The organism is Pseudoalteromonas aurantia (genome assembly GCF_005886875.1).
Lineage (GTDB): Bacteria > Pseudomonadota > Gammaproteobacteria > Enterobacterales > Alteromonadaceae > Pseudoalteromonas > Pseudoalteromonas aurantia_A.
On the sequence record NZ_PNBY01000070.1, the window covers coordinates 52,218 to 76,455 of the forward strand.

26 protein-coding genes are annotated in these 24,238 nt (G+C 41.9%); 10 read left to right on the plus strand and 16 right to left on the minus strand.

The window, feature by feature from the left end; genetic code table 11:
* Positions 1 to 28: 28 nt before the first annotated feature.
* From CWC18_RS14375 to gpmM, 5 genes are all read right to left on the minus strand, one after another.
* Complete coding sequence (locus CWC18_RS14375) at positions 29 to 448, minus strand: CBS domain-containing protein (RefSeq protein ID WP_138596555.1); 420 nt, start codon at positions 446 to 448, stop codon at positions 29 to 31.
* A 148-nt stretch (positions 449 to 596) separates the two neighbouring features.
* Entirely contained in the window at positions 597 to 1,370 is a 774-nt protein-coding gene (locus CWC18_RS14380) for a divergent polysaccharide deacetylase family protein (RefSeq protein ID WP_249930140.1), read from the minus strand.
* A gap of 39 nt (positions 1,371 to 1,409) precedes the next feature.
* Positions 1,410 to 2,633 carry a S41 family peptidase gene (locus CWC18_RS14385; RefSeq protein ID WP_138675525.1) on the minus strand — a complete coding sequence of 408 codons (1,224 nt, stop codon included), beginning with the start codon at positions 2,631 to 2,633 and terminating at the stop codon, positions 1,410 to 1,412.
* Positions 2,634 to 2,670: 37 nt separating this feature from the next.
* On the minus strand, positions 2,671 to 3,804 hold the full coding sequence (locus CWC18_RS14390; RefSeq protein WP_171041118.1) for a peptidoglycan DD-metalloendopeptidase family protein: 1,134 nt from the start codon (positions 3,802 to 3,804) through the stop codon (positions 2,671 to 2,673).
* Positions 3,805 to 3,806: 2 nt separating this feature from the next.
* On the minus strand, positions 3,807 to 5,351 hold the full coding sequence (gene gpmM / locus CWC18_RS14395; RefSeq protein WP_138675526.1) for a 2,3-bisphosphoglycerate-independent phosphoglycerate mutase: 1,545 nt from the start codon (positions 5,349 to 5,351) through the stop codon (positions 3,807 to 3,809).
* Between the two features lie 264 nt (positions 5,352 to 5,615).
* Here gpmM and CWC18_RS14400 point away from each other — a divergent pair, with 264 nt between their 5' ends.
* From CWC18_RS14400 to gpsA, 4 genes are read left to right on the plus strand one after another with little or no spacing between them, the layout of a single operon-like run.
* Entirely contained in the window at positions 5,616 to 6,047 is a 432-nt protein-coding gene (locus tag CWC18_RS14400) for a rhodanese-like domain-containing protein (RefSeq protein WP_119861133.1), read from the plus strand.
* A gap of 12 nt (positions 6,048 to 6,059) precedes the next feature.
* Entirely contained in the window at positions 6,060 to 6,317 is a 258-nt protein-coding gene (gene grxC, locus CWC18_RS14405; protein WP_010362429.1) for a glutaredoxin 3, read from the plus strand.
* 34 nt (positions 6,318 to 6,351) lie between these two features.
* Positions 6,352 to 6,837, plus strand: a complete 486-nt coding sequence (gene secB, locus CWC18_RS14410) for a protein-export chaperone SecB (RefSeq protein WP_138591653.1) — start codon at positions 6,352 to 6,354, stop codon at positions 6,835 to 6,837.
* Between the two features lie 3 nt (positions 6,838 to 6,840).
* The gene (gpsA, locus tag CWC18_RS14415; protein ID WP_138675527.1) at positions 6,841 to 7,848 is read left to right on the plus strand and encodes an NAD(P)H-dependent glycerol-3-phosphate dehydrogenase; all 1,008 of its coding nucleotides are present in this window, start codon (positions 6,841 to 6,843) and stop codon (positions 7,846 to 7,848) included.
* Positions 7,849 to 7,897: 49 nt separating this feature from the next.
* On the opposite strand, the gene trmL is transcribed toward gpsA, so the two are convergent.
* The gene (gene trmL / locus CWC18_RS14420; protein ID WP_138596565.1) at positions 7,898 to 8,362 is read right to left on the minus strand and encodes a tRNA (uridine(34)/cytosine(34)/5-carboxymethylaminomethyluridine(34)-2'-O)-methyltransferase TrmL; all 465 of its coding nucleotides are present in this window, start codon (positions 8,360 to 8,362) and stop codon (positions 7,898 to 7,900) included.
* 193 nt (positions 8,363 to 8,555) lie between these two features.
* Between trmL and CWC18_RS14425 the strand changes: the two genes are divergently transcribed.
* Entirely contained in the window at positions 8,556 to 9,401 is an 846-nt protein-coding gene (locus CWC18_RS14425) for a cation diffusion facilitator family transporter (protein ID WP_138675553.1), read from the plus strand.
* Here the strand turns inward: CWC18_RS14425 and CWC18_RS14430 are convergent.
* Genes CWC18_RS14430 through CWC18_RS14440 form a run of 3 tightly spaced genes read right to left on the minus strand, consistent with a single transcriptional unit; the run spans position 9,359 to position 12,394 of the window.
* Positions 9,359 to 10,327, minus strand: a complete 969-nt coding sequence (locus CWC18_RS14430) for an alpha/beta fold hydrolase (protein ID WP_138675528.1) — start codon at positions 10,325 to 10,327, stop codon at positions 9,359 to 9,361. The genes CWC18_RS14425 and CWC18_RS14430 overlap by 43 nt on opposite strands.
* Positions 10,324 to 11,727, minus strand: a complete 1,404-nt coding sequence (locus tag CWC18_RS14435) for an ATP-binding protein (RefSeq protein WP_138675529.1) — start codon at positions 11,725 to 11,727, stop codon at positions 10,324 to 10,326. The genes CWC18_RS14430 and CWC18_RS14435 overlap by 4 nt, the downstream gene beginning before the upstream one ends.
* Entirely contained in the window at positions 11,708 to 12,394 is a 687-nt protein-coding gene (locus CWC18_RS14440; RefSeq protein WP_119861139.1) for a response regulator transcription factor, read from the minus strand. The genes CWC18_RS14435 and CWC18_RS14440 overlap by 20 nt, the downstream gene beginning before the upstream one ends.
* Before the next feature lie 153 nt (positions 12,395 to 12,547).
* Between CWC18_RS14440 and CWC18_RS14445 the strand changes: the two genes are divergently transcribed.
* From CWC18_RS14445 to CWC18_RS14455, 3 genes are all read left to right on the plus strand, one after another.
* On the plus strand, positions 12,548 to 12,973 hold the full coding sequence (locus CWC18_RS14445) for a Spy/CpxP family protein refolding chaperone (RefSeq protein WP_138596571.1): 426 nt from the start codon (positions 12,548 to 12,550) through the stop codon (positions 12,971 to 12,973).
* 755 nt (positions 12,974 to 13,728) lie between these two features.
* On the plus strand, positions 13,729 to 14,046 hold the full coding sequence (locus CWC18_RS14450; protein WP_138596575.1) for a hypothetical protein: 318 nt from the start codon (positions 13,729 to 13,731) through the stop codon (positions 14,044 to 14,046).
* Complete coding sequence (locus tag CWC18_RS14455; protein ID WP_138675530.1) at positions 14,043 to 15,656, plus strand: PepSY-associated TM helix domain-containing protein; 1,614 nt, start codon at positions 14,043 to 14,045, stop codon at positions 15,654 to 15,656. The genes CWC18_RS14450 and CWC18_RS14455 overlap by 4 nt, the downstream gene beginning before the upstream one ends.
* Positions 15,657 to 15,926: 270 nt before the next feature.
* Here CWC18_RS14455 and yacG read toward each other — a convergent pair whose 3' ends face one another.
* The 7 genes from yacG to nadC all read right to left on the minus strand — a co-directional run bounded on the left by yacG (position 15,927) and on the right by nadC (position 22,679).
* Positions 15,927 to 16,166 carry a DNA gyrase inhibitor YacG gene (gene yacG / locus CWC18_RS14460; RefSeq protein ID WP_138675531.1) on the minus strand — a complete coding sequence of 80 codons (240 nt, stop codon included), beginning with the start codon at positions 16,164 to 16,166 and terminating at the stop codon, positions 15,927 to 15,929.
* 50 nt (positions 16,167 to 16,216) lie between these two features.
* On the minus strand, positions 16,217 to 17,899 hold the full coding sequence (pilB, locus tag CWC18_RS14465) for a type IV-A pilus assembly ATPase PilB (RefSeq protein WP_138675532.1): 1,683 nt from the start codon (positions 17,897 to 17,899) through the stop codon (positions 16,217 to 16,219).
* Between the two features lie 109 nt (positions 17,900 to 18,008).
* Complete coding sequence (gene coaE, locus CWC18_RS14470) at positions 18,009 to 18,614, minus strand: dephospho-CoA kinase (RefSeq protein WP_138675533.1); 606 nt, start codon at positions 18,612 to 18,614, stop codon at positions 18,009 to 18,011.
* Positions 18,615 to 18,616: 2 nt separating this feature from the next.
* Positions 18,617 to 19,501, minus strand: coding sequence for a prepilin peptidase (locus tag CWC18_RS14475; RefSeq protein ID WP_138675534.1), 885 nt, complete (start codon positions 19,499 to 19,501; stop codon positions 18,617 to 18,619).
* Positions 19,502 to 19,563: 62 nt separating this feature from the next.
* Entirely contained in the window at positions 19,564 to 20,796 is a 1,233-nt protein-coding gene (locus CWC18_RS14480) for a type II secretion system F family protein (RefSeq protein WP_138675535.1), read from the minus strand.
* 64 nt (positions 20,797 to 20,860) lie between these two features.
* A complete protein-coding gene (locus tag CWC18_RS21765; protein ID WP_138675536.1) occupies positions 20,861 to 21,316 on the minus strand; it encodes a pilin in 456 nt (151 codons plus the stop codon).
* 505 nt (positions 21,317 to 21,821) lie between these two features.
* Positions 21,822 to 22,679 carry a carboxylating nicotinate-nucleotide diphosphorylase gene (gene nadC, locus CWC18_RS14490; protein WP_249930139.1) on the minus strand — a complete coding sequence of 286 codons (858 nt, stop codon included), beginning with the start codon at positions 22,677 to 22,679 and terminating at the stop codon, positions 21,822 to 21,824.
* A gap of 144 nt (positions 22,680 to 22,823) precedes the next feature.
* Here nadC and ampD point away from each other — a divergent pair, with 144 nt between their 5' ends.
* Positions 22,824 to 23,363, plus strand: a complete 540-nt coding sequence (gene ampD / locus CWC18_RS14495) for a 1,6-anhydro-N-acetylmuramyl-L-alanine amidase AmpD (RefSeq protein ID WP_138675537.1) — start codon at positions 22,824 to 22,826, stop codon at positions 23,361 to 23,363.
* Positions 23,364 to 23,377: 14 nt separating this feature from the next.
* Positions 23,378 to 24,232 (plus strand): beta-lactamase regulator AmpE, encoded by an 855-nt coding sequence (ampE, locus tag CWC18_RS14500; RefSeq protein ID WP_138675538.1) that lies wholly within the window; start codon positions 23,378 to 23,380, stop codon positions 24,230 to 24,232.
* Positions 24,233 to 24,238 lie beyond the last annotated feature (6 nt).

Sequence of the window (24,238 nt, forward strand, 5' to 3'; positions counted from 1 at the left end):
GCCAAAATAATGGAACTTTTCGACAGGGTTAAGACAGCAAAGCCGCAGCTAGCCTGACAAAATCGGAAGACGTTAAAATTCCTAACAAGGTATTGTCTCTATTGATCACAGGCATGCACCCATGTCGGTTATCGACAAAAAATTGGGCCACATCACTTAAACTTTGTTCGGGAGTGAGGCTGGTAAAGTCGGTTGCCATGATCTCAGTGACTGTGGTGTGTTTTTCTTTTCTCTCTAATGCATTTGGGCCGTAGTTAGCCAAAATACGCATGACTTCTGCCACCATGACTTTTTGAGTAAGCATACCGCATAGGGCTCCTTGGTGGTCAACGACGGGAATATGGCGAATGCCCTTAGTACGCATTAAGTCATGTGCATCACGTAAAGACTGATCTTGTTTCACACTAAATGGGTTTGGAGTCATTAAATCCGCAACTGTATGTAACATCTCACTACCTAAATTTCTGCTGGAGTATTTAGTTATAACCGAACTGAGTTTGTTTTGTATAAAAAAATACCGAACACCTGACTGATATCAATAAAAATGTTAAATGATGTCGATAGGTGTAATTTCGCCTTACCCGAGGCAGGGAGCGTTAATCTCTGGCGGGTACTTGTGTGAAGAGATGACTTTGCTGTTGAGCCAGTTGGATATATTTGTGCTGAACTAGCTCTGAGACGGGAACTAATTCATACCCCTGCTCAATTAACTCCGGTAGCATTTTGTGTAAAAATTTAACCGTTTCTGGGTAAGGGTGCGCAATTGCGATAACCCCATGCTGGTGTTCAGCAAGCGTTTTAAGTGCTGTTAACTGGGCTTCAAGCGCTGCTTGCGTGAGTACATTGTCTAAAAAGACATGCCGCCCGATATTTCTTACGCCAAATAAGTTGGCTGCATGTTGTGCTTGAGTTTGTTCAGTCGTGCGACTATCAAGAAAAAATAAGTCGCGTTTTTTCAAGATCTCCATGGTCCAGACCATCGGGGTGATGTATTGGGTGAGGGCAGAGCCCATATGGTTGTTCACTCCTTTAACTTGGGGGAGTGTTGCTAACGCATGCCCTAATGTGGTTTGTAATTGCCATTTGTTCATGTCTAATGTTAGCGCGCCGGGGCCGAGCTCCTTGCTTTCGATTGCTTGCATAGGGACATGCAGGAGTAATTCTTTGTTTTCTTGACTCGCAAGTCGAGCGAACGACTGTGAATAAGGGGTGTGTGGCAAGATCGAAAAAGACAACTGCCCTGGAAGGTTCAGAAGTTCAAGATCACGCTCATGATTACCAACGTCATCAATAACAATGGCAATTTGTTTTGCATAGCAAGGTGCGAGTGCCAAGCAAAACCAGAGTACTCCCCAAATTAGTGTCCGCAGCACGGTTCCTACTTATTCATTGTTTTTATAAAATAGTTATTATTTTTTGAGTCGCTTTTTCGCTGTTACTATATGTGAATCAAGCTTGGCCAATATTGCGAGATTGGTCGTTTGTTCATCAGTCATTATAACGGATTTGTCTAAATTCGAAAGGTTTTGCGGCGTTATTATCACGTCTGGTTTTATACCCACCCCTTCAATTGATCGCCCTGATGGCGTGAAGTAACGTGCGGTTGTGAGTTTTAACGCAGTCGTCCCATTCCCCAAGGGAATGAGAGATTGAACAGAGCCTTTCCCATAAGATTGTTTACCTATGATCAAGGCGCGTTCATTGTCTTGCAATGCACCCGCCAATATTTCTGCAGCTGATGCGGATTGTTCATTGATCAGCACTACGATTGGGGCGCCATTTAGAATATCACCACTTTGCGCTGTGAAACGTTGGTTTGCATCGAAGAAGCGGCCTTTAGTGGTCACGATAGTCCCTGCCTGCAAGAAAAGATCTGAAATTGCCACCGCACTACTGAGTGTCCCTCCTGGATTGTCTCTGAGGTCGAGGACAAGCCCTGTTAATGGCGAACCATTTTTACTGATCAATTTATTGATATGCCGAGAAATGTCATGATAGCTATGGTTATTAAAACTGTTTAACTCGATATACCCATTACCGCTTCTTAATAGCTGGCTATTCACGCTTTCCAGATTAATTTCTTGCCTGCGTAAGGCTAATGTAAGGTTAGTTTTAGCACGCTCGACGGTAATATTAATCGTTGCAAATTCCGCGTTTCTAAGTAGTTTAGAAACATGAGCGATATCCTTAGTCGTTACATCATCAGGCCCTATTGCGACAAGCTTGTCACCTCCTTCTATGCCAGCTTGTGCGGCAGGCGAGCCTGGTAATGTATTCACAATTACAATGCGGTCATCAACGCGCTCAACTTCGATACCAATCCCAGTGTAGCGACCATTTGCAGCACTAAAAATGGCATCTAACTCGTGCTCTGGTAAGTATTTGGAGTAAGAGTCTAATTGATCAAATAGGGTGTTAATATTATTCGATTGAATATGACTGAGTGGGATGTCTTCCACATAATAAGTATGTATGTGATAAACAATTTCGTTAATTTGTTCGTTATCAAACTGGGCCGTGGCTGCCGCATTGTGCATGTGAAAGGCGAGCCCAAGCAATATCACACAGCAGAACGTCTGCCATTGGTGGGTTACATGTTGAACATGCGCTAAAAATAGGTGTTTCTTTATCATGTGCTGCTCCAATGTCTTGGGCAGCACAGTTAATCAATTAACTTGCTCTGCACCATTTTACTGGGTCGACAGCGCTTCCCTTATGCCGTATTTCAAAGTATAGACCAGAACTAGGCTGACCGCCGCTTTGCCCGACTAATGCGATAGGTTCACCGTCAGAGACTAGGTCCCCGACATCTTTTAATAAGGTTTGTGCATGACCATATAGGCTCATAAAGCCTTTTCCATGATCAACGACGATGACCCAGCCAAAACCATTAAGCCAATCTGCATAAACAACCTGACCTTGATCAATACTATTTACTGGTTGCCCAGCAGGGGATTTAATGACAATGCCTTTCCAGTTCATACCGGCATGTTTGCGTTGTCCAAAGCGGTGCTTTATGCGGCCCTTGCTAGGAAAGAGCAATTGACCCTTTTGTTGCGCTAGGCCATTGAGGGTAATTTTTTCTGGCACTTCTATCTTGGTTAAATTTTCTAATGTCGCGAGCAGTGTTTTCTCATTTTCTTTTAAATATGAGATTGCTTGTTGTGTTTTGCCAAGTGTTTTATTAAGTGCGGCCAAACTCTCTTTACGTTGCTTTTGCAAAGCGGCTAATGCGTTTCTTCGTGAAGTTTGCTGCGTAAGTAGTTTGGCCAATTTATTTTGTGTTCGCGCCAGTTTGTTTTGATTTTCAGCCAAGTTTGCCACAACCATTTTTAAACGCTCAAGTTGTGAAATTCTCGCTTTGTTGAAGTAATCATAATAACTCAAGGTGCGCTCAAAGGTTGCACTTAATTCTTGGTTGAGCAGCATTTTTGAATAGTCATGAGTACCGGTCATATAGGCACTTTTTAGTTGAGACGCGAGTAAGCCTTGCAGCTTTTGCTTTTGCTTGTTAAGTCTTTTCGACTCATTGAGCAAGGCATATTGTTGTTGTTGATTTTCATTGATACTTTGTTGAGTCAATGACAATGCTTTAGCATTTTTGGCAATATCCAGTTCGTGTGCTTTTACCGTACTTTGTAACGCGGTGATATTTTTTTGTTGCTGTTGGTAAGTTTTTTGGCTTTTTTTTAGCTCTTTTTGTACTTCGGTTAAGTCTTGTTTAGTACGAGACTCATTGGCCGCAACATAGGTTGCGGTCAATGAACATATAAACAAAACACACCTGATCAAGGTGATGTGCATAGTTATTTTATCGTCATAATAGGAGTACCGGTCATTTCTGCAGGTTGCTCCATACCAATTAAATGCAAAATGGTGGGGGCAACGTCACTGAGCGCTTTACCTGAGTGCGGTTGTGCGTCACGGCCAACATAAATAAAGGGAACCGGTTCGCTGGTATGGGCGGTATGCGCTTGTCCTGTTGCCGGATTAGCCATTTGCTCTGCATTACCGTGATCGGCGGTGATCAGTGCTTCACCACCCACCTCTTTAAGTGCAGCAACGACACGGCCAATACAGGCATCTACTGCTTCACAGGCCTGTACAGCTGCTTCAAATACGCCTGAGTGACCAACCATATCACCATTTGGATAATTGCAGATTATCACATCATGTTCACCACTATGAATTGCTGCAACTAAAGTGTCAGTGAGTAGTTCGGAGTTCATCTCAGGTTGCAGGTCATAAGTTGCTACCTGAGGTGAAGGAATAAGTTCTCGTTTCTCACCTTCAAATAGGTCTTCGCGTCCACCGCTGAAAAAGAAAGTAACGTGTGCGTATTTTTCGGTTTCAGAAATTCTCAGTTGAGTTTTATTATGCTTAGCAAGCCACTCCCCCAGCACATTGTTGAGTGCTTCAGGTGCAAATGCAGCGGGCGCATCAATGTCTGCAGCGTATTCAGTCATCATCACAAATGCACTTAACTCAGGCGCTCGTTTTTTAGCAAAGCCTATAAACCCGTCATCGACAAATGCCCGTGTCATTTGACGCGCTCTGTCAGCTCTGAAGTTCATAAAAATAACGGTATCACCATCGTTAATGGTTGCAGCTGAGGCGTTTTGTGGTTGGATGGCAGATGCAGTGACAAATTCATCGTTCTCATCACGTTCATACGCTGCATTTAATGCATCTATACCTGAGTTATAGTGATGCTGTGCTTGGGCATCAACGATAAGGTCATAGGCTGTTTCGACTCGTTCCCAACGGTTATCCCTGTCCATGGCATAGTAACGGCCTACTACAGATGCTAATCGGCCACATTGTAACGATGCAAACGTGGCCTCAACACGTTCAATAGAAGCTGCAGCACTGCGAGGTGGTGTATCACGCCCGTCTAAAAATGCGTGAAAGTACACGTGTTGTGCACCTCGTTGTGCTGCCAATTTGATAGCAGCGACGATATGATCTTCATGACTATGCACGCCACCAGGGCTCAATAAGCCCATTAAGTGAACGGCTTTATTTGCCGCGACCGCTTTATCAATATTAGACACAAGCACGGGGTTATGCTCAAATTCACCATCATCAATGGCTTTAGTAATACGGGTAAAATCTTGGTAAACGATACGTCCGGCGCCTAAATTGACATGACCCACTTCTGAATTACCCATTTGTCCATCAGGTAACCCCACATCTAAACCTGAACCTGAAATAAGTGTATGAGGTTGGGTTTGCCATAGTTCATCTAATACCGGAGTATTTGCGGCTAAAATTGCGTTACTTTCTGTTTCTTCTCTGTAACCCCAACCATCTAAAATCATTAGAACAAGTGGTTTTTTCTGTGCAGTCATTTGAGCTCCTGAAATATGGCACGATGTCTGGGTCTAGCATACCTTGTTTTACATCAATGTTCAGCCCGTGAGCGATGATTTATGCTCACGTTGTGAAGGATTAAATAATAAGTTTACTGATGCTCACCCAGTTTGAGTTTTGATTTGTTTATGGTCGAGTTAATAAAGGGCTATACCCAAGTGATCGCAAAATGTATACTTCGGGGTTATTAAAAATCATACGTAATCGCTGCGCTTTGCTGCGAGACTAAAGTTGGAAGGTTCATGGAACAATATATTGAATTTATTGGCAATCATGCTGTATTAAGTATTATTTGGTTGGCGATAGTCGCAATGATAGTAAGCAGCTTTATTAAAAGTAAGTTTTCTGCAATTAGACAAATTAATCCTCAGCAACTAACGCTATTGGTTAATCGTGAAGAAGGTCAGGTTGTTGATATTAGGGCGATTAAAGAGTTTAATGCGGGACAAATTGCCGGCGCAAAGCATTTAAGTGCTGAAAAGGCAAAACAAAGTGAATTTGTTGGCCTTGAAAAACTCAAAAGCAAACCCATTATATTGGTATGTACCACAGGTATGACTGCTTCTGGCATCGCAAATACCATGCATAAAGCTGGATTTGAGCAGGTTTACGTATTAAATGGTGGTATGGGAGCTTGGCAAAATGCAGGCTTGCCGACTACATCAGGAAAATAAAGAGAGAATTCAATGAGCCAGGTTGTTATATACAGTAAAGATTACTGCCCATTTTGTCATCGTGCCAAAGCATTGTTTGATGCAAAAGGTGTCACATATACAGAGTATGATATTGGTGTTCAACCTGAGCTACGTGATGAAATGATTGATAAAGCGAATGGAGCATATACTGTACCGCAAATTTTTATCAATGATAAGCATATTGGTGGCTGTGATGATCTTATGGCCACAGAAGCTCAAGGTAAACTTGATACCTTGCTAACAGCATAATTATACAAACAAAAAATTTAATTTAGGAACACTCATGACTGAACAAAATCAAAACGCAGCGGCAGAGCAACAAGAAGGCGCACAATTTAATATTCAACGTATCTTTACTAAAGATGTATCGTTTGAAACGCCTAACTCTCCAGCTATCTTCCAAAAAGAGTGGACTCCTGAGATCAAGCTAGATATGGACACACGTTCAAACAAGCTTGATGAAAATGTATATGAAGTTGTTCTTGCACTGACTGTGACAGCAACGATTGGTGAAGAAACGGCATTTTTATGTGAAATTCAACAAGCGGGCATTTTCTCTATCGCTGAATTAGAAGAGCTACAAATGGCACATATGCTAGGTGCTTATTGCCCTAACATTTTGTTCCCGTATGCGCGTGAAGCCGTAGCTGCTCTTGTAAACCGTGGTACTTTCCCACAATTAAACCTTGCACCAGTTAACTTTGATGCATTGTTTTCTCAGTACATGCAACAACGAGCTGCGCAAGCAGAGCAAACTGCTGACGCATAATTGATGACATCAGCACATACAGCTGTAACTGTTTTAGGGGCGGGGTCTTATGGCACCGCCCTTGCTATTTGTTTTGCCCGAAATGGTCACAAAGTAACATTATGGGGTAGAAACCAGCAAGACGTTGAGACGCTAGCAGCTGAGCGCAAGAACCAACGTTACTTACCAGATATTACCTTTCCAGATTCCTTGACATTAGAAGCCGACTTACAAAAAGCGGTTCAAGCCAGTGAGTTAGTGTTAGTCGTAGTACCCAGTCACGCGTTTGGTCAAACGTTAGAGCAGATCCAGGGAGACCTTTTACCTAATGCAAGAGTTGCATGGGCAACGAAGGGGTTAGAGCCCGAAACAGGTCGACTACTGCAAGATGTTGCGACACAAAAGCTCGGTGATGACATGCCTTTGGCAGTTCTATCAGGACCAACGTTCGCTAAAGAAATGGCGGCTGGGCTTGTAACGGCTATTTCAGTATCGGCGACACACAGTGAGTTTGCTGCTGAACTGGCTAAGTTACTGCATTGTGGCCGTTCATTCCGTGTTTACAATAATGACGATTTTATTGGCATTCAATTAGGCGGAGCGGTTAAAAACGTGATTGCGATTGGTGCGGGTATGTCTGACGGGTTTGGGTTTGGTGCGAATGCAAGAACGGCTTTGATAACGCGCGGCTTAGCTGAGCTGTGTCGACTAGGCTGCGCATTAGGTGCGCGTTCTGAAACCTTTATGGGGATGGCTGGGTTAGGTGACTTGATCTTAACTTGTACAGATAATCAGTCGAGGAATCGACGATTTGGTATTGCTTTGGGTAAAGGCCTTGCGGTGCAAAAAGCGATGGATAGCATTGGTCAGGTTGTTGAAGGCTATCGGAACACCAAAGAAGTATACCTTTTAGCTCAACGTTCAGGTATTGAAATGCCCATTACAGAACAAATCTATCAGGTGCTATATCAGCAAAAAGATGTGAAAGAAGCGGCAATGGCATTATTAAGCCGAGAGCAAAAAGCGGAGTGATAACATCTCCGCTTTTTTGTATGTAGTCTATAAACCTGTTATAGGGTAGCTATTTAGCGTTAATGAAGTCGAGCTGTCGCCAAGATTCATAAACAAAAACAGCCACCGCGTTTGATAGGTTCATGCTACGACTGTCTGGGCGCATAGGAATACGCAAGCGCTGCTCTTCAGGTAGTGAATAAATAATATCATCAGGAAGTCCACGGGTTTCAGGCCCAAACAGCAAGCAATCACCAGCTTGATATTCTGGTTGGTGATGGTATTTAGTGCCTTTTGTTGTGCAGGCAAAGACACGTTTAGGTTGTTGCTTTTCTATGTACTCTGCAAAAGATGCGTGGCGTTGAACATCACTAAATTCATGATAATCTAACCCAGCGCGCTTGACGCGTTTATCATCCCACTCAAACCCTAATGGTTCGATTAAATGCAGTGAATAACCGGTGTTGGCACATAAACGGATTATATTACCCGTGTTAGGTGGGATTTCTGGCTGGTATAGTACAATATCTAACATAATAACCTCGAATAATGTAATAGCACTAGTATATCGAAAAGATGACAGCGCGATAACTATTTTAGAAGTGATGTCATATGCCTTTAATTTGCATGTGGTAAGTTACTTGCAGTAGTATCGCCAAGTCGTAACGGCGGAGGATAATGTGAAACGTAGTTATAATTTTTTAGTTCGGTTTGCCAGTGTCTTTACCATGTTGATGGTGAGTCTCATGATAGCGACCAAGTGTTGGGCTTGGTTATCATCGGGTAGCGCTGCAATGCTTGGGTCGTTAACTGACTCTATGCTAGATATTAGCGCGTCTATGATGAGCTTTTTAGTGTTAAGTTATGCACTGCGTCCGGCGGATGACGATCACCGTTTTGGACATGGCAAAGCTGAAGCGCTTGCCGGGCTTGGTCAAGCTGCCTTTATTGCAGGGTCTGCGTGCTTACTTGCTTTTCATGGCGTTGAACGTATATTCAACCCAGTTGAACTGGGGCAATCGCTGTTGGGTGTATGGGTGAGTTTATTTGCTATTGTCTGTACGCTGTTGGTGGTATTTGTACAGCATCAAGTGGTCAAACGCACGCAATCTATTGCAGTCAAAGCCGATGCTTTACATTATAAAGGCGATATTTTGCTCAATATTGCCGTATTGATCGCCATTTTACTGTCTTATTATGGTGTTCAATATGCAGACCCGATTTTTGCAATAGGGGTTGCTGGTTACTTACTTTATAACTGTTGGGATATCGCCAAAGAAAGTGCCGATCATTTGATGGATAAAGAATTGCCGGATGATGAAAAAACCGAAATTATATTACTCGCTTCAAGCCATGAAGACGTGTTTGGTGTTCATGAATTACGCACCCGACAAAGTGGTAAAGTGAAGTTCATTCAGTTGCACTTAGAGCTTGATGATAACTTACCTTTGATTAGGGCACACCATGTTGCTGATGAGGTAGTTCAGAGCATTGAAGCTGCTTTTGAAGGGGAGGTGGATGTGCTTATTCATCAAGACCCTGTTTCTTTAGCTGTGAATGCCAACGCATCGTAAAAGTGATACATTTGCGATAAGACGGCATGGCGAATGTCGTCAACCTCGCATAACAGCTCATGGCGTGCACTTGTATAATGGCTAATTGAAATATTGCGATGTAATTTGGCCATGTCTGTTTGTGCCTGATTATTTACAATAAGGTCATTCTCGGCGCTGGCAATATGGATTGGGATGTTAGGCGTGAAAGTGGGTAGTTTAGTAATTAGGTTGAATGTTTCAGATAGCCAATTAAAGCTCACCCCCCCTAAGCGCAGTTCCGCTTCGTTTTGGTACAAAGTTCGAAAACGTTGATAGCGTGTTGCGCATTGGGTTAATTTATTGTCCCAAAAATCGGGTGGTTCATAGTCACCTTGGCCAAACGCATAGTGTTTAGCAAAGCCAAGCATACTGCCAAGCCGTGCTATGATTTTAGCTAACCAATAAGGCACGTCATGCGTTTGAATATCAAACATGGGCGCGCTTAAAAACGCACCACTTACAGCATGTGGGTAGTTGGCGAGGTAATCGTAACTGATAGCTGCGCCCATTGAATGGGCTAACATAAACGTCGTGCCGACGGCGTTAGGCTCTACAATATTTTGCATAAAACAGTGTAAATCGTCAGTGTAATCATTAAAGCGGTGTACGTGCCCAATATGAGGATTGGTTAATGTACGAGGGGACAGCCCTTGGCCAATATGATCATAACTGAATACGGCAATATTATTTTTTGCAAGCTCCCATAATAACTCTTGATACTTCCACACGGATTCAATACGACCATTGATAAGTACAATACTGTACTTAGCCGCTTGTGGGACATGATAAGCGTAAAATAGTTTGCCGCTTTTTGCTGAAAAATAGCCTTGTCGGCATGACTGCCAGTGCTGCTCTATCTCTTTTTGGTGCTGTACAAGGTGTTTACTGTGACTATAAAAGTTCATAGTGGGAGCCTGATCTCTACCGCTAGCCCGTTTGGGCTGTTGTGCTTAAGTATAAGTTTACCATTATGTGCAGAAACTGCGCGTTTTGTAATCGCTAAACCTAAACCAATTCCGCCGGTACTTCGGTTGCGTGAATCGGATACCCGATAAAATGGCTGACAAAGTCGCATTAATGCTTCGTCACTCACACCATGGCCATCATCACAAACAAAAATACTGACAGATGTATCTGTGTGTTTAAAAGTGACAGAAACTTTACTCTGTGCATATTTTATCGCATTACGTATAACGTTCTCGATGGCACTATTGAGCAATGCCGCATCACACTGTAACAGTAAAGTAGGAGGCGCATCGTGAATAAATGTACAGTCTTTTTGTTGCGCTTCAAAGAGGGCGTCGCTGAATAAATTTTGAACGAGCGCACCAAGGCTAATATCTTGAATTTGTAAGGTTTGTTGGTTTTGCTCTAAGCGGGATAAAGTTAAAACATCTGCTAGCATGTTATCTAAACACTTGGCTTCTTTTTCAATACGTATTAAATAATCTTTTTGTGTTTCACCTTGTGTATCTTGTGCCATGGCGTTTGCCAAGGTTAATCGCGTCAAAGGAGATCTGAGTTCGTGAGATACATCCGCTAAGAGTTGTTTGTGGGCATGGACACTACTTGATAAACGTTCAGCCATAAAATTAAAGTCATGCATTAAAGATGCAATTTCATCGCGGCGCTTAGTTGGGGCGTTTACACGAGTGGATAGTTCCCCTTTTGCTAGCTGCTTAGCGGCGTGCCCAAGTTCACTCAAGGGGGCAATTAAGCGTCGGCTAAACAAAATACTGAGCATGATAGAGGGCAGTAATACGGCCAGCGCTTTGAGCCAAAAAGGCAGCATTTTAATCCGGGTAACAAAAGGGGGATCGCGTAACGGCTTTATTTGAAATAATTGATATTGTTCGTTGTTTAGAGTAATCGCAAGTGGGCCGTATGCATAATATCTATCAGTGACGATAAACAGCGCAGGCGTTGGAGTGTCAAAGTACAACAGCGAGAGATCAATGTTTTGTTTATTTGGTTTAGAGCTAATACTTTGCTCTATTTTTTGATGGGATAAGTACAGCCATTTATTTTCCGTAAAGCGAGCGTGTTTTAATACCTTGTCAATTGGTTTATGTTTAATGTTGACGAGGCGTTCAATGTTGCGTTGTAAATGTGATAATGAGCCGAGCACTTTCCCATGTAGTGGCTTGGATTCTAGTTGCTCTGGGTGTAATTGGCTCAGCAGCAGCAACATTAAAAATACACCCAAAATAGTCAGCCAGAACCCAAAGAACGCTTGGTAAAATAGTGAGCCAGGTTGGCTAAAATGGCAGTGTACAAAGTGATGTTTATTCCGCCAAAAAGACATAACCACTCCCGCGAATAGTCTGAATACACTGAATGTCACTATATTGCGCTATTTTTTTTCGTAGATTACTGACGTGCATGTCGATAGATCGGTCAAAGGGCGCTAACCGACGACCAAGTACATGTTGACTTAACACATCTTTACTGACGACGTCACCAATTCTCCCCATGAGCTTTTGCAAGATTGAAAACTCGGTGCCAGTGAGTATGAGTACATGCTCATTGACGATGACTTTGCGTGCGGCAACATTTAAGGTGACGTGCGATGATGATAACAATTGCTCATGCTGATCGGTTTGTTTTATAAAATCAACCCTGCGACAAATTGCATGTATTCTGGCAAGCAGCTCTCTATGATTAAAGGGTTTGGGTAAATAGTCATCGGCGCCGAGCTCGAGGCCAAATATTCGGTCAAAATCATCACCTTTTGCGGTAAGCATAATGATAGGGGTTAGGTGTGTGAGGCGTATGCGTTTGAGTACTTCAAATCCATCTAAATGCGGTAACATCACATCCAATAAAATAACGTCATAATGGTGAGAAGTTGCTTGTTCTAACCCAGCTAAACCATCAAAAGCTTGTTCTACTGTGCACCCTTGTGAGGTTAAATAGTCACTTAATAAGTCACTAAGTGCATGGTCATCTTCAATTAAAAGTAATTTGCTCATGAGGTCCAGTACAAGGTCTATTTTCTCTTAGTTTACCGCGCTGAATATTAAATTGCAGATCTTTACACGGCCTTTACATTGCTTTTCGTTGCTTTTCATTACAGCGAATACACTGGGTTGGTCGTTTAATTCTTCACTGCAAAGGTCAATAATATGAATATTAAAACTAATTTAACCTCAATTATACTGTGCTCAGGCATGTTATTTACGTCACTGGCACATGCTGGAAACTCACACCACAGTGGTAAGCACTTTTTACTTACCGGCCATGCTGCCGCTAAGTTATCTTTAACTGATGAACAGCAAACAAAAATAGCAGAAATATTGTCTGAAAAACGTTCGCAAATGAAAGCCGCAAAAGCCATGCGCTCCGACAATAAACAAGCTTTTAAGAATATCGTTGAATCAGATACTTTTGACGAGCAACAGGCCAAAGAAACCATAACTCAAATGCAAACGGTAAAAGCGCAAATGTTACTTGCTAAACTGAAAAGCAAGCAGCAAATTTGGCATCTTTTAGATGAGCAGCAGCGTGAAAAGTTGGCACATATTCAGAATAAAAGAATGCGCCGAAACTAGGGGCTGTTGATCTTTGCTGTTCTATTTTTGTTCTCTTTGAGCGTGTTTTTATCACGGCGCTTAATGTGTGGCCTAGTAATCTAAGCGAATATTAAGCAACAAAGAGAAAAGGGCGCTCAAAAGAACCGTTAGGCAGCGCTTGATTGGCTTTTCTACTATGTTATCGGCTGACTCTCATGGAATAACCATGCTACGCAGCCTCTGCCTTGTATAAAGGCCAATCAAACTGCTGCAAAAATGAACCTGAAAGATCAACAATCCCTAATACTCCCCTAGTTAGTTTTCTTTATATCTACAATTATTAGCGTGCATACCTTAAAGGCACGCTTTTGTTCTATTTATGCTTAGCGCATTCACTTGTGTACCTTCAACCCCCTAACATTAAATGCAAATGATATTTAATGTCTTTTTGTTTGGCGTTGTTGTGCCTTTAATACTTGGGTATAATTCGAGCTGTTTCCATAGTAGATACTCACTATAGTAAAATTAAACGGAGTTTGTGTGATCATAAGTTTATTAGTTGGCCTGATTTTGTGTGCCGTTTTTTTATTATACGGCAGTAATAAACACCAGCACTTGTATGCAAAACCACTGCCTAAATATTGCAAGTGGCTTGGTTTCTTATTTATAAGCTGTGCGTTGTATATAGCAACGCTGCAGTTTAGTGGTGTGGCTGTTTTACTTAGTTGGTTGATGGTGAGCATGTTGTGCTTAGTGATATTACCCAGTGTTATTTTTTTCAGTAAGGTCAAAAAGTGAATACACATAAAATAGCAACAAGCCGCACTCAGTGGCTATGGAAAACATTGATTGGTGTTGTGCTTGGTTTAACGTTGAGCTTTGGGTTGGTAGGGCTTTTTGCTTGGGCTGGCCCAGATAATCTGCACAGCGACCTCAGTAGTGAACGTTTACTATGGAAATCACAAATGCATATGTGGATGGTAACGCCGCTATGGATGCTGATTGTGACGTTTAGCTACTTATTTAAAACTGCAAAAGAAGCCGCCATTAGTTTAGTGATAGGAAACCTATGTGTGTTTGGCTGCTTATTCATTATTAAGGATCTATTATGAAAATTCGCGCCGATATAATACGAACATATCAAACGCTTCATACGTGGACCGGTATTTGTGCAGGGTTATTGCTGTTTATTGGCTTTTTTGCGGGTTCATTAACCATGTTCCGAGGGGCAATCGACCAGTGGGCGACGCCGGCAAGTTATCAATTGCCACAAGTACAAGAGGCGCAATATGATGAATTATTGCAAAAAGTGTTAGCCGCTTACCCGAGTGCGGCAGACTCTGTGAGTTTGCATTTCTCAGAAGACCATTCACCTATTACTTGGTATGAGACGGGCAGTGCACGCGGGCTCTCTTTGGACGATCAAGTCTATCATGCCACGCTCAATGATAACGGAGAATTAGTTGCTGAGCTTCGCCACGTCAATGAGTTATCAATGCTGGTGGATTATTTACATCGTACCGCAGGTATCATTGGTGAAATAGGGCATGATCAGGCGGGGGTCTATGTATTAGGGATCGCCTCATTTTTATATTTTATCGCGTTAGTTTCTGGTGTGATCTTCCTATTGCCGACGCTGACAAAAAGCTTTTTTGCTCTACGCCATACTAAGTCTAAAGCACGCTTTTGGCTTGATACCCATAATTTAATTGGTGTGAGTAGTTTACCGTTCCATATCATTATTTCTTTCACTGTATTTGTCTTTGCCTTTCATGATTTACTTTATGGTGGGTTGTCTCAGGTATATGGCGACAAACCGATGTTTAAGCGCAATGCTGAGTCTGAAATTGTGTATCAGGTTGCCGATTTACCAAAGCTCGCTGAGCTACGACAGGCTGTAACTGAGTATGCGCCCAACTATACGATTGAAAACATCGACTTTAGTGGTTTGATTGAGCAAGGGCCAAGTGCAGCCATTAAAATAGTGAACTTAGATACCGTAATGCGCGGCCCAATTACAGACTTTCTTTATATGCAGCCTTATACGTTTGAAATATCAACCAGTAGCGTACAAGGGGGCGATCAAGGCGTGTGGAGTAGTATTGTCTCGAGCTTTTTTGGTCTGCATTTTGGCAGCTTTGGGGGAGATTTCGGTCGTTGGGCGTATTTTATTATGGGCCTATTAGGCGCGATTCTGTTTTATAGCGGCAATTTATTGTGGCTTGAAAAGCGCCGCAAAGCACAAGTTTTAGAGCAATCTAGAGCCAGTATAATATTAGCTAAATTAACGGTAGGGATCAGTTTGGGCTCTATTGCTGGTATTGCCAGCGCTTTTGCCGCATCGAAATGGTTAAGTATTTCAAGTTTAAACATTAATGTGGCTTACATGTGGTTATATTACATCACATTTTTTGTGACGCTTGGCACTGCGTTTATTTATGGTGCGCCGAGAACCGCCATTGCCGGTATGCGAGCGATAGCATTGCTGTGTTTTAGCATTCCAATGACTTCACTGTTAGCCTTTTTGGTCCCTGCTATTGGTATTTGGCCTGCATATGATTTAACAACCGTTAGTGTCGAAGTTGTTGCCGCTACATTTGGTGCAGCCTTTTGGGGGATGAGTCATAAAACTCACAAGCGTGCTCTGGGCAGTGATATAAACAGTGTCTGGTATATTCCACCTCATAACAAGGTGGCCAGCAGTGCACTTAAGGTTGCATAAGCAGAGGGTGTTCAGAGCTTTCTGAACACCTCATGTGCTTTGCTTATTATTGGTGAGTTCAGTGTGATGACTTATTATTTAACCTCAGCTCTGGATAAGCAAATTTGTCCAATAAAGCTATTTTTCTTACTCTCGGCGTTGCTTTTATTTGTAATAGCCCGCTATTACAAATAAAAGCGCCTTGATATTGAGTAAAATATCATCATTGGATTGTAGGTAAGTTTGTTTTCAAAACATTTTCTATTCTAAAACTCTTATCCAAACCTGAGGTTATTTAAAAAAGTCATCATTTTTGGCGAGCAAAGCTTCCATATCTTCAATTAAGTCTTGCGCGGCTTTTGGATCTAGCTCTGCATCGGCTTGAATTGTGGTGGAGATTTTATTATTTTCAAAAGACCATTCGCCTAGGTCAATAAGCTGACATCGTTTTGAACAAAAAGGGCGAAATTGACTTTCTTCAGACCAAGTAACTGAAGAAGAGCAGGTGGGGCATTTTACTACTGTGGGCATTATAATTAACCATGTCGTTAACTCAGCCCACAGTGTAATAAACTCCTCGCTTAGAAGCTAGTGACACGATTTATTTCAGATAAAGATGTTAGGCCTGCAGCTGCTTTTTTTAAGCCTGATTTACGTAAATTATCAAACCCGAGTTGTTCTGCCATTTGTGCAATTTTAATTGAGTTTCCGCCTTCCATAATAACTTGTGCTATTTCAGGGGTTATTTTTACAACCTCATACACACCCACTCGGCCTTTGTAGCCATCGGTGCAGCTTTCACAGCCTTTTGGTGAAAAGAGGGTAATGTCTTTCAATTGTTCAGCAGTAAACCCCTGCTTAAGCAGTTCTTCTTCTGGCAGTGTTTCAGCTTGTTTGCATTTAGGGCATAAGCGCCGTGCTAAACGCTGTGCAATAATTAGGCTTATTGAGCTAGCAACGTTGTAGGCAGGTACTCCCATATTCAACAAACGTGTTAGTGTTTCGGGTGCTGAGTTGGTGTGTAACGTGCTTAATACTAAGTGACCTGTTTGCGCCGCTTTAATGGATATTTCGGCTGTTTCTAAGTCTCGTATTTCCCCGACCATAACAATATCAGGGTCTTGACGTAAGAATGCTTTGAGCGCATTGGCAAAGGTCATATCGGCACGAGGGTTAATTTGTACTTGGTTTACACCCTCTAAGTTTATCTCGACCGGGTCTTCAGCGGTGCTGATATTACGCTGTGGCTGATTTAAAATATTGAGACCCGTATACAAAGACACGGTTTTACCAGAACCCGTTGGACCAGTAACTAAGATCATACCTTGCGGTTGCTCTAACGCATTCATGTACAGTTCTTTTTGCTCTGGCTCATACCCCAATACATCAATGCCGAGCATGGCACTGGATGAATCTAGAATACGCATTACAATTTTTTCACCCCACAGCGTTGGTAGCGTACTGACACGAAAATCAATACTCTTGCGCTCTGAGATTTTTAATTTAATACGGCCATCTTGTGGTTTGCGTTTTTCGGCAATATCAAGTCGTGCCATAACTTTAATACGTGCAGAGAGGCGTGATGATAGGCTGGTGGGCGGGCTTGCCATTTCATGCAGCAGTCCATCAATACGAAAGCGCACGCGATATTTGTGCTCATAGGGCTCAAAGTGTAAATCAGAGGCACCTTTTTTAATGGCATCCATGAGGATTTTGTTGATGTATACAATGATGGGGGCATCATCTTTGTCACCTTCATCATTCTTTTGCTGTGCACTTTGTGCGTCTTCAATGTCTAAATCTGCAAATTCTTTGTATTCTTCATCACTGAGCGACAGGCCACCTGTTGAGTCAAACAGCAAATCAATTTTTTGCTCGAGTTGTTTATAGTCGACAACCACAGCTTCACACTGTAATCCGGTACTGAATTCAAAGTTTTCAAATGCGCCATAATCGGTTGGGTCTGATGTGGCAATATAGAGCTTTCTGCCCTTTTTAACCAAAGGGAGCAAATGATGCTGTTTTATCAGCTTTTCTTTTACCAGATCTGAAGGCAACTGCTCTACATCAAAGTCCGTTAAATCGAACAGCGGGACTCTAAATAAGTCGAGGCACTGCTCAGCAAGCTCTTTACCACTCATACCAGTGCACAAACAAATGAGTTCTGCAGTGGAGTGGGCTTCTGCTTGTTTTAGCTTAAGCTGCTCTGGGGTGACTTTACCTAGCGTAATAAATTTACGCAGTAGCGGTGAATGATGCTCCATAATGCCTCTAAGACCTACGTGTACTGAGTTAAGCTTAGCAAAAATATACGTTACTAAACTAGGGGATAACCAATTAATTTATACAGTGCATGTTGTTAGTGCGCTGTATTTATAGTGATTGTGCTTGTTTTAAGAAGCCCTGGTGTAATATTTCTAACTTGGCGTGCATGTGTGCGAGTGAGCCATTGTTATCTAGTATGGTGTCCGCTTTATGGCATTTATCCTGCCTCGACATTTGAGCTGCAATTATCTGTTTGACTTGTGTAATAGCAACTTTGTCTCTTTGTGAGGTTCTGTGAAGTTGTATTTCTTCACTGACATCCACCAGCAATGTGTGATTACACAGAGCATCCAGTTGATTTTCAAACAGTAATGGGGCCGACAGCACCACATAATGAGAATCAGCGTTTGCAAGTTGGCTGAGTATTGTTTCACGGATCATAGGGTGTAATAAATTGTTCAACCAGCTTTTATGTGTTTCATTGCTAAAAATCAGTTCTCTGAGGGCTGCTCTATTAAGCATGCCATCACTTTGTAACATATCACGACCAAATTTATCGACTATGGCTCGTAGCCCATCGCTATTGGGGGCAACAACATCACGAGCGATAACATCAGCATCAACAATACAAATACCTTTATCAGCGAGTGCGTTACTCACGGCTGTTTTTCCGGCACCAATGCCACCGGTTAATCCTAAAATCCATTGTGCCATTTTTAATACCCCAGTAAATTAAAATACCAAGTATGTATTTGTTCACCATACAAAATACATAGCCAGCCTGCGATAGCGAGGTAGGGGCCAAATGGAATCGGGGTACTTTTGTCTTTCCCTTGAATCGCCAATTGCACACTGCCAATAATAGCACCCACAAAACTAGAGAGTAAAACAATAGTAAGAATTGCCTGCCACCCTAAAAGCGCACCAAAAATAGCGAGTAATTTGAAATCGCCAAAGCCCATCCCTTCTTTACCCGTTGTGAGTTTAAAAAGCCAATATACACTCCATAAACTCAAATAACCTACCGCTGCACCGATTATGGCCTCTGAAGGAGGGATAGTCATATCGAAACAGCTAGCCAGTAATGCTAACCATAATAAGGGTAAGGTAATTTGGTCAGGCAACAGCATATGATCAATATCAATAAAGATTAACGCGATCAATGCCCAAGTTATGATGAGATAAAGCACGGTGAGAGGCACTGGGCCAAAGTGTTGCGCAAGCAATAGAGATACCAACGCAGTGCCCATTTCAATTAAGGGGTAACGCACTGAAATGGATGTTTTACAATGGAAACAACGCCCTTTTAACAGTAGCCAGCTAACCAAAGGGATGTTTTGCCACGCTTTTATCGCATCGCCACATTTTGGGCAGCTAGAGTGGGGAGTAGAGAGGTTAAAGGTTTTGGTATTCTCTAATTGGCTTTTTGGTAGTTCGTCAGTGAGTAATAAGCGACATTCAGACTGCCATGTGTTATTCATCATAATCGGCAAACGATAAATCACCACATTTAAAAAGCTACCAATACATAGGCTAACTAAGCCGACGGTCAGTAAAAAAAACCACGTTTCGGTTTGTAAAAGCTGTATTACATCTTGCATGCTTTTTCTTATTTATTGTTTAATTTAAAAATTAGTAGGGCAAAATATTTAAGTTGTATAGATTAAATCACGGAGCCTAACTGGAAAATCGGTAAATACATGGCAATGATCAAGCCACCAACTAATACGCCCAATACCGCCATGATAAGCGGCTCTAGCAAACTTGATAACCCGTCAACTAAGTCATCAACTTCTTGCTCGTAAATATTGGCAACTTTAGCCAGCATGCTATCAAGCGCGCCAGACTCCTCACCAATTGCGACCATCTGGATCACCATATCTGGAAATATTTTAGAGTTGCGCATAGCCCAATTCATTTGGTTACCAGAACTAACTTCATGTTTGATTTCTAAAATAGCATCTCGATAAATTATATTACCAGACGCGCCAGCAGCGGAGTCTAACGCATCTACAAGTGGCACACCGGCTGCAAAAGTGGTGGATAAAGTTCTAGCGTAACGGGCAACTGCAGCTTTGTCTAAAATAGCACCTACCACAGGAAGCTTTAGGAGCAATCTATCATTAAAGTTGCGAACTGCCTTTGATCTAACCTTCGCTTCTTTGTACGAGTAACCACAAATACCGATTATTATAAGGGCTACCCACCAGTACTTTTGCATAAACTCAGAAATAGCGATGACCATTAGTGTAAATGCTGGCAGCTCTGCGCCAAAGCCATTAAATATGTCTTGAAATTGTGGTACTACAAAAATGAGTAATATAGAGGTAACAATCATTGCGACTATAACAACTGCAATTGGGTAAAATAGTGCTTTCTTTATTTTTGATTTTAAAGCTTCTGCTTTTTCTTTATAGAGTGCGACGCGATCAAATATTCTATCTAATGAACCAGATTGTTCGCCTGATTGAATGAGATCACAATACAAGTCATCAAAATAACGCGGGTGTGCGCGTAATGAGTGTGACAGTGGGTGACCCGCTTTTACCTCATCCGCAATATTCTTGATTAATTTACTGAGCGCTTTGTTTTTTACACCATTGGCAATCATTTCTAATGCTTGGATCAGGGGGACACCGGCCAATAGCATAGTAGCAATTTGACGAGTAACAATAGATATATCTTTGGCTGTGATCTTTTGAGTATTATTTAATCCAAACAGAGGTTTTGGCTTTCTTTTTACTTTTGAAGGGGTTATGCCTTGTTTACGCAATTGTGCTTTTACCAAGGCAACACTACTCCCTGCGATTTCACCATCTAGGCGCTTGCCTCGTGAGCTTACACCTACCCAAATGAAAGTATCTAAATTATTCTCTGTTGGTTTTGGTTTATTCATTAGAGGACGCTATGTTAATAGAAGTCGCATAATGCGACTTCTATATAAGTAAAGAAGATTCCAGTTATGTGCCAACAGCACAAGTACTTGGTAACCAAGTTGCTTTGGCATTGGCACCAATTTTTCCTGTGCATACCCATGAAGAAATATTTGTACCACTCGTAAAATCAGTGTCTTTCATTGCTGTACCTGTCGCACTCTCCGGAGTTAATATAATGTCGAAGCCTGCCATATCAGACTGGCCTGTAACGGTAATAACCCCTGCTGCAGTAATTGCTAATGTCGCAGCATATTTTGTCGCGGTAAAGCTTGCATCACAGCCTGCTGGGCTTCGTCCTACTTGTGCCTTTTCTGTTGCACATACTTTTGCTGTGGTTGCAGCAAGTAGCACCTCAGTGCCCTTCGCTCGGTTTGTATAATCTTGATACGCAGGCAATGCCACAGCTGCCAGAATACCGATGATTGCGATTACAATCATTAATTCAATAAGGGTAAAACCACCCTGTTGTTGTTTAGTCATGATGTGTCTCCTAAAGGATGTATACCTAACTTCGATTCTAAGCTAGATGATTATTAAAATTATTGCAATAACTTGAGCTGCCACATTATTAGCACGTCGCTAAGCGCGTTACCCCAGCTACAATCTCCTTCGTTAGCATGCAATGTTGTTAACAAAGTTTAGAGTATCAAACCATTTACCCCAAATTAATCTATGATAATTATCAAGGTTTTATTTTCAGGGCTATCTTACTTTGCTAACACTAGCGTGCACCGTATCTGTATTATCGGATTGCATTAGCCAATACTTTAATAACATTTACTGAGTGTAACAAGACAAAATACGACTTTTTTGGTTTTAAAGCATTTACATAAATCAATAATTACTACTTTATCATGGTTTGTGGTTGCTTTGATAAATTATTTGTTACAATCTCATTCTTTGTTCGTATTAGATGGTTTTTTTGTCTATTTGTCAATCTATTAGGTGATGACTTTGCATCTAATCACCACCTATTTGATTTTGATTAAGTATCGAAGCGCATTGATAGGTCGATACTTTGTAAGTTTTTTGTGAGTGCACCACTGGAAATAAAATCAACGCCTGCTTGTGCATAAGTGGTGAGAATTTCGAGGGTCATATTACCTGACACTTCAAGTTTAGCTTGGCCTTGTGTCAGAGAAACTGCACTTTTTATATCTGCGACGCTGAAATTATCGAGCATAATAATGTCAGCACCTGCGTCTAATGCCAGCTGTAGCTCAGGTAAGTTCTCTACTTCGACTTCAACAGGCTTATTTGGGTGACTTGCTCGGGCTTGTTTTACTGCTGCAGCAATACCACCGCAGGCGGCAATATGGTTTTCTTTAATTAAAAAAGCGTCAAATAAACCTATTCTATGGTTTTTGCCTCCACCACATGTCACCGCATACTTTTGTAAAGCGCGCAGCCCAGGAATGGTTTTTCTGGTATCTAGCAGGCGGGTGTTGCTGTCTTTTAATACTGCAACATAGTGCGCGGTAGTCGTGGCTGTACCACTAAGTGATTGCACAAAATTTAAGGCTGTTCTTTCTGCGGTGAGTATTGAACGCGCTGAGCCTACGGCGGTAAATAGCTTGCTGTTGGCAGTCACTTGCTCGCCGTCTTTTACTAGCATTGTGACTTTAACGCTTGCGTCGACTTGTTTGAATACTTCTAATACCAGCTCTTCACCACAAAATACACACTCTTCTCGGGTGATCACAAACGCGTTCGCTTGTTGAGACTCTGGGATTAATTGTGCTGTAATATCGCCATCACTGGCTGATTGAAAGTTGAGGTCTTCGTTGAGTGCTTGCTTTACTAATAAAGTAATGTGTTCAGGTGTCATGAGTTCGCTGTGCATAGTACGTCACTTGTAAGTTGTATTGACCAGAATGATTTGATACAAATTTTACTGTGTAGCGCGCTATTACACAATCAAGGTAGTGCATTTAAATAAAGCTTGGTATGGTTAAATTAAAGAGACAGACAATAATAAGTGATTATTATGAGTGAGTTTTTCTGGTCTGATATCGCGCAGCGACGGCCTTGTATATTTTTTGATGACAGACCTGATAATGAAGAGATATCATTATTGGTGATCCACAATATTTCGCTTCCGGCTGGTGAGTTTGGTACATCCTATGTTGATGACTTATTTACAGGACAGATTGATTGTCATGCGCATCCAAGCTTTGTTGATTTAGATGGGTTAAGAGTATCAGCGCATTGCTTTATTCGCCGTGATGGCACTGTCTTACAGTATGTGCCATTTAATAAGCGCGCTTGGCATGCTGGGGTGTCTGAATTTGCAGGGCGAGGTCGATGTAATGACTTTAGTATTGGCATTGAGCTTGAAGGGACTGATTATACGCCCTATACCGATGCGCAATATATTGAACTTGGTAAGCTCGCAAAAAAGTTGATGCGTGAATATCCAGCAATTAGCCATGAAAAAATTGTGGGTCATTGTGATATTGCACCAGGTAGAAAAACAGATCCGGGCGCTGCGTTTGAGTGGCAAAGGTTTTTTGATTTAATTAAATGAAATGAGACAAGGTCATGATTCTAATCTCGATTATTTTAGCATTAACCCTAGAGCGATTAGGTGCTCGAAGTGCACATTGGCAAATTGACTATTATTTACAGCGATATTTGAACTTGGGGTATGGTAGTAAAATAATAAAAAAACAGCTAAATAATGGCGTGGGGTTTATGTGCTATTTAGTGTTGCCTGTTATTGCTGTGGCATTTATTTATCAATTGTCTGACTTTGCATTGTGGCAGTTTGTGCTCAATATATTGGTTCTGATTGTTTGTTTTGGGTGTAATGAACCCAGAAGAAAGTATAAAGGGTATTTAAACGCGTTAACACGGGGTGATGATGAAGCGGCAACTTTGTACGCTTTGCAAATGGGTCAAGTGCGCACAGAGCATGAGCATGGCGGTGAATGGTTTGGTCAAACGCTGGCGTGGGTGAACTTTCGTCATTATTGTGCCGTGATGTTTTGGTTTGTTGTATTAGGCGTACCGGGGGCGGTGTTATACGCGTCTATTCGCACCGCGTTTGATTTGACTGTTGCACAGCAAAAATCTGCGGCGCACTATCAGCATCAATCTCGGTTAGACGGACTATTGTTTTGCTTAAACTGGTTACCAGCGCGTTTAACCAGTTTTGGTTATTTGATCATTGGGAACTTTTCAAAAGGTACCCACTATTGGGTTAAATACGCGTTAAACTTCTCTGTTACCAATCGTAAATTGGTCACGACCACAGCTTTGGCTGCCGAGCAAATTGAGCAGCAATACGCCGGTTGTACCTATGAGGCAACGTGTATGATGCGGCTGGTTAAACGCAATGTCTTGTTGTTTTTAGCATTGGTGGCGGGTTTAACGCTTTTCGGGCAGTTGGCTTAAGCGAAT

What these genes read in the sequence shown, in the direction of transcription:
- CWC18_RS21765 (WP_138675536.1), bottom strand. Translation starts at nt 21,316, where the DNA reads ATGACTAAACAACAACAGGGTGGTTTTACCCTTATTGAATTAATGATT.
- CWC18_RS14430 (WP_138675528.1), bottom strand. Translation starts at nt 10,327, where the DNA reads ATGAACTTTTATAGTCACAGTAAACACCTTGTACAGCACCAAAAAGAG.
- trmL (WP_138596565.1), bottom strand. Translation starts at nt 8,362, where the DNA reads ATGTTAGATATTGTACTATACCAGCCAGAAATCCCACCTAACACGGGT.
- ampD (WP_138675537.1), top strand. Translation starts at nt 22,824, where the DNA reads ATGAGTGAGTTTTTCTGGTCTGATATCGCGCAGCGACGGCCTTGTATA.
- CWC18_RS14440 (WP_119861139.1), bottom strand. Translation starts at nt 12,394, where the DNA reads ATGAGCAAATTACTTTTAATTGAAGATGACCATGCACTTAGTGACTTA.
- yacG (WP_138675531.1), bottom strand. Translation starts at nt 16,166, where the DNA reads ATGCCCACAGTAGTAAAATGCCCCACCTGCTCTTCTTCAGTTACTTGG.
- CWC18_RS14385 (WP_138675525.1), bottom strand. Translation starts at nt 2,633, where the DNA reads ATGATAAAGAAACACCTATTTTTAGCGCATGTTCAACATGTAACCCAC.
- CWC18_RS14455 (WP_138675530.1), top strand. Translation starts at nt 14,043, where the DNA reads ATGAAAATTCGCGCCGATATAATACGAACATATCAAACGCTTCATACG.
- CWC18_RS14400 (WP_119861133.1), top strand. Translation starts at nt 5,616, where the DNA reads ATGGAACAATATATTGAATTTATTGGCAATCATGCTGTATTAAGTATT.
- CWC18_RS14445 (WP_138596571.1), top strand. Translation starts at nt 12,548, where the DNA reads ATGAATATTAAAACTAATTTAACCTCAATTATACTGTGCTCAGGCATG.
- CWC18_RS14425 (WP_138675553.1), top strand. Translation starts at nt 8,556, where the DNA reads ATGTTGATGGTGAGTCTCATGATAGCGACCAAGTGTTGGGCTTGGTTA.
- ampE (WP_138675538.1), top strand. Translation starts at nt 23,378, where the DNA reads ATGATTCTAATCTCGATTATTTTAGCATTAACCCTAGAGCGATTAGGT.
- grxC (WP_010362429.1), top strand. Translation starts at nt 6,060, where the DNA reads ATGAGCCAGGTTGTTATATACAGTAAAGATTACTGCCCATTTTGTCAT.
- gpsA (WP_138675527.1), top strand. Translation starts at nt 6,841, where the DNA reads ATGACATCAGCACATACAGCTGTAACTGTTTTAGGGGCGGGGTCTTAT.
- CWC18_RS14475 (WP_138675534.1), bottom strand. Translation starts at nt 19,501, where the DNA reads ATGCAAGATGTAATACAGCTTTTACAAACCGAAACGTGGTTTTTTTTA.
- coaE (WP_138675533.1), bottom strand. Translation starts at nt 18,614, where the DNA reads ATGGCACAATGGATTTTAGGATTAACCGGTGGCATTGGTGCCGGAAAA.
- CWC18_RS14480 (WP_138675535.1), bottom strand. Translation starts at nt 20,796, where the DNA reads ATGAATAAACCAAAACCAACAGAGAATAATTTAGATACTTTCATTTGG.
- nadC (WP_249930139.1), bottom strand. Translation starts at nt 22,679, where the DNA reads ATGCACAGCGAACTCATGACACCTGAACACATTACTTTATTAGTAAAG.
- CWC18_RS14435 (WP_138675529.1), bottom strand. Translation starts at nt 11,727, where the DNA reads ATGTCTTTTTGGCGGAATAAACATCACTTTGTACACTGCCATTTTAGC.
- CWC18_RS14390 (WP_171041118.1), bottom strand. Translation starts at nt 3,804, where the DNA reads ATGCACATCACCTTGATCAGGTGTGTTTTGTTTATATGTTCATTGACC.
- pilB (WP_138675532.1), bottom strand. Translation starts at nt 17,899, where the DNA reads ATGGAGCATCATTCACCGCTACTGCGTAAATTTATTACGCTAGGTAAA.
- CWC18_RS14375 (WP_138596555.1), bottom strand. Translation starts at nt 448, where the DNA reads ATGTTACATACAGTTGCGGATTTAATGACTCCAAACCCATTTAGTGTG.
- gpmM (WP_138675526.1), bottom strand. Translation starts at nt 5,351, where the DNA reads ATGACTGCACAGAAAAAACCACTTGTTCTAATGATTTTAGATGGTTGG.
- secB (WP_138591653.1), top strand. Translation starts at nt 6,352, where the DNA reads ATGACTGAACAAAATCAAAACGCAGCGGCAGAGCAACAAGAAGGCGCA.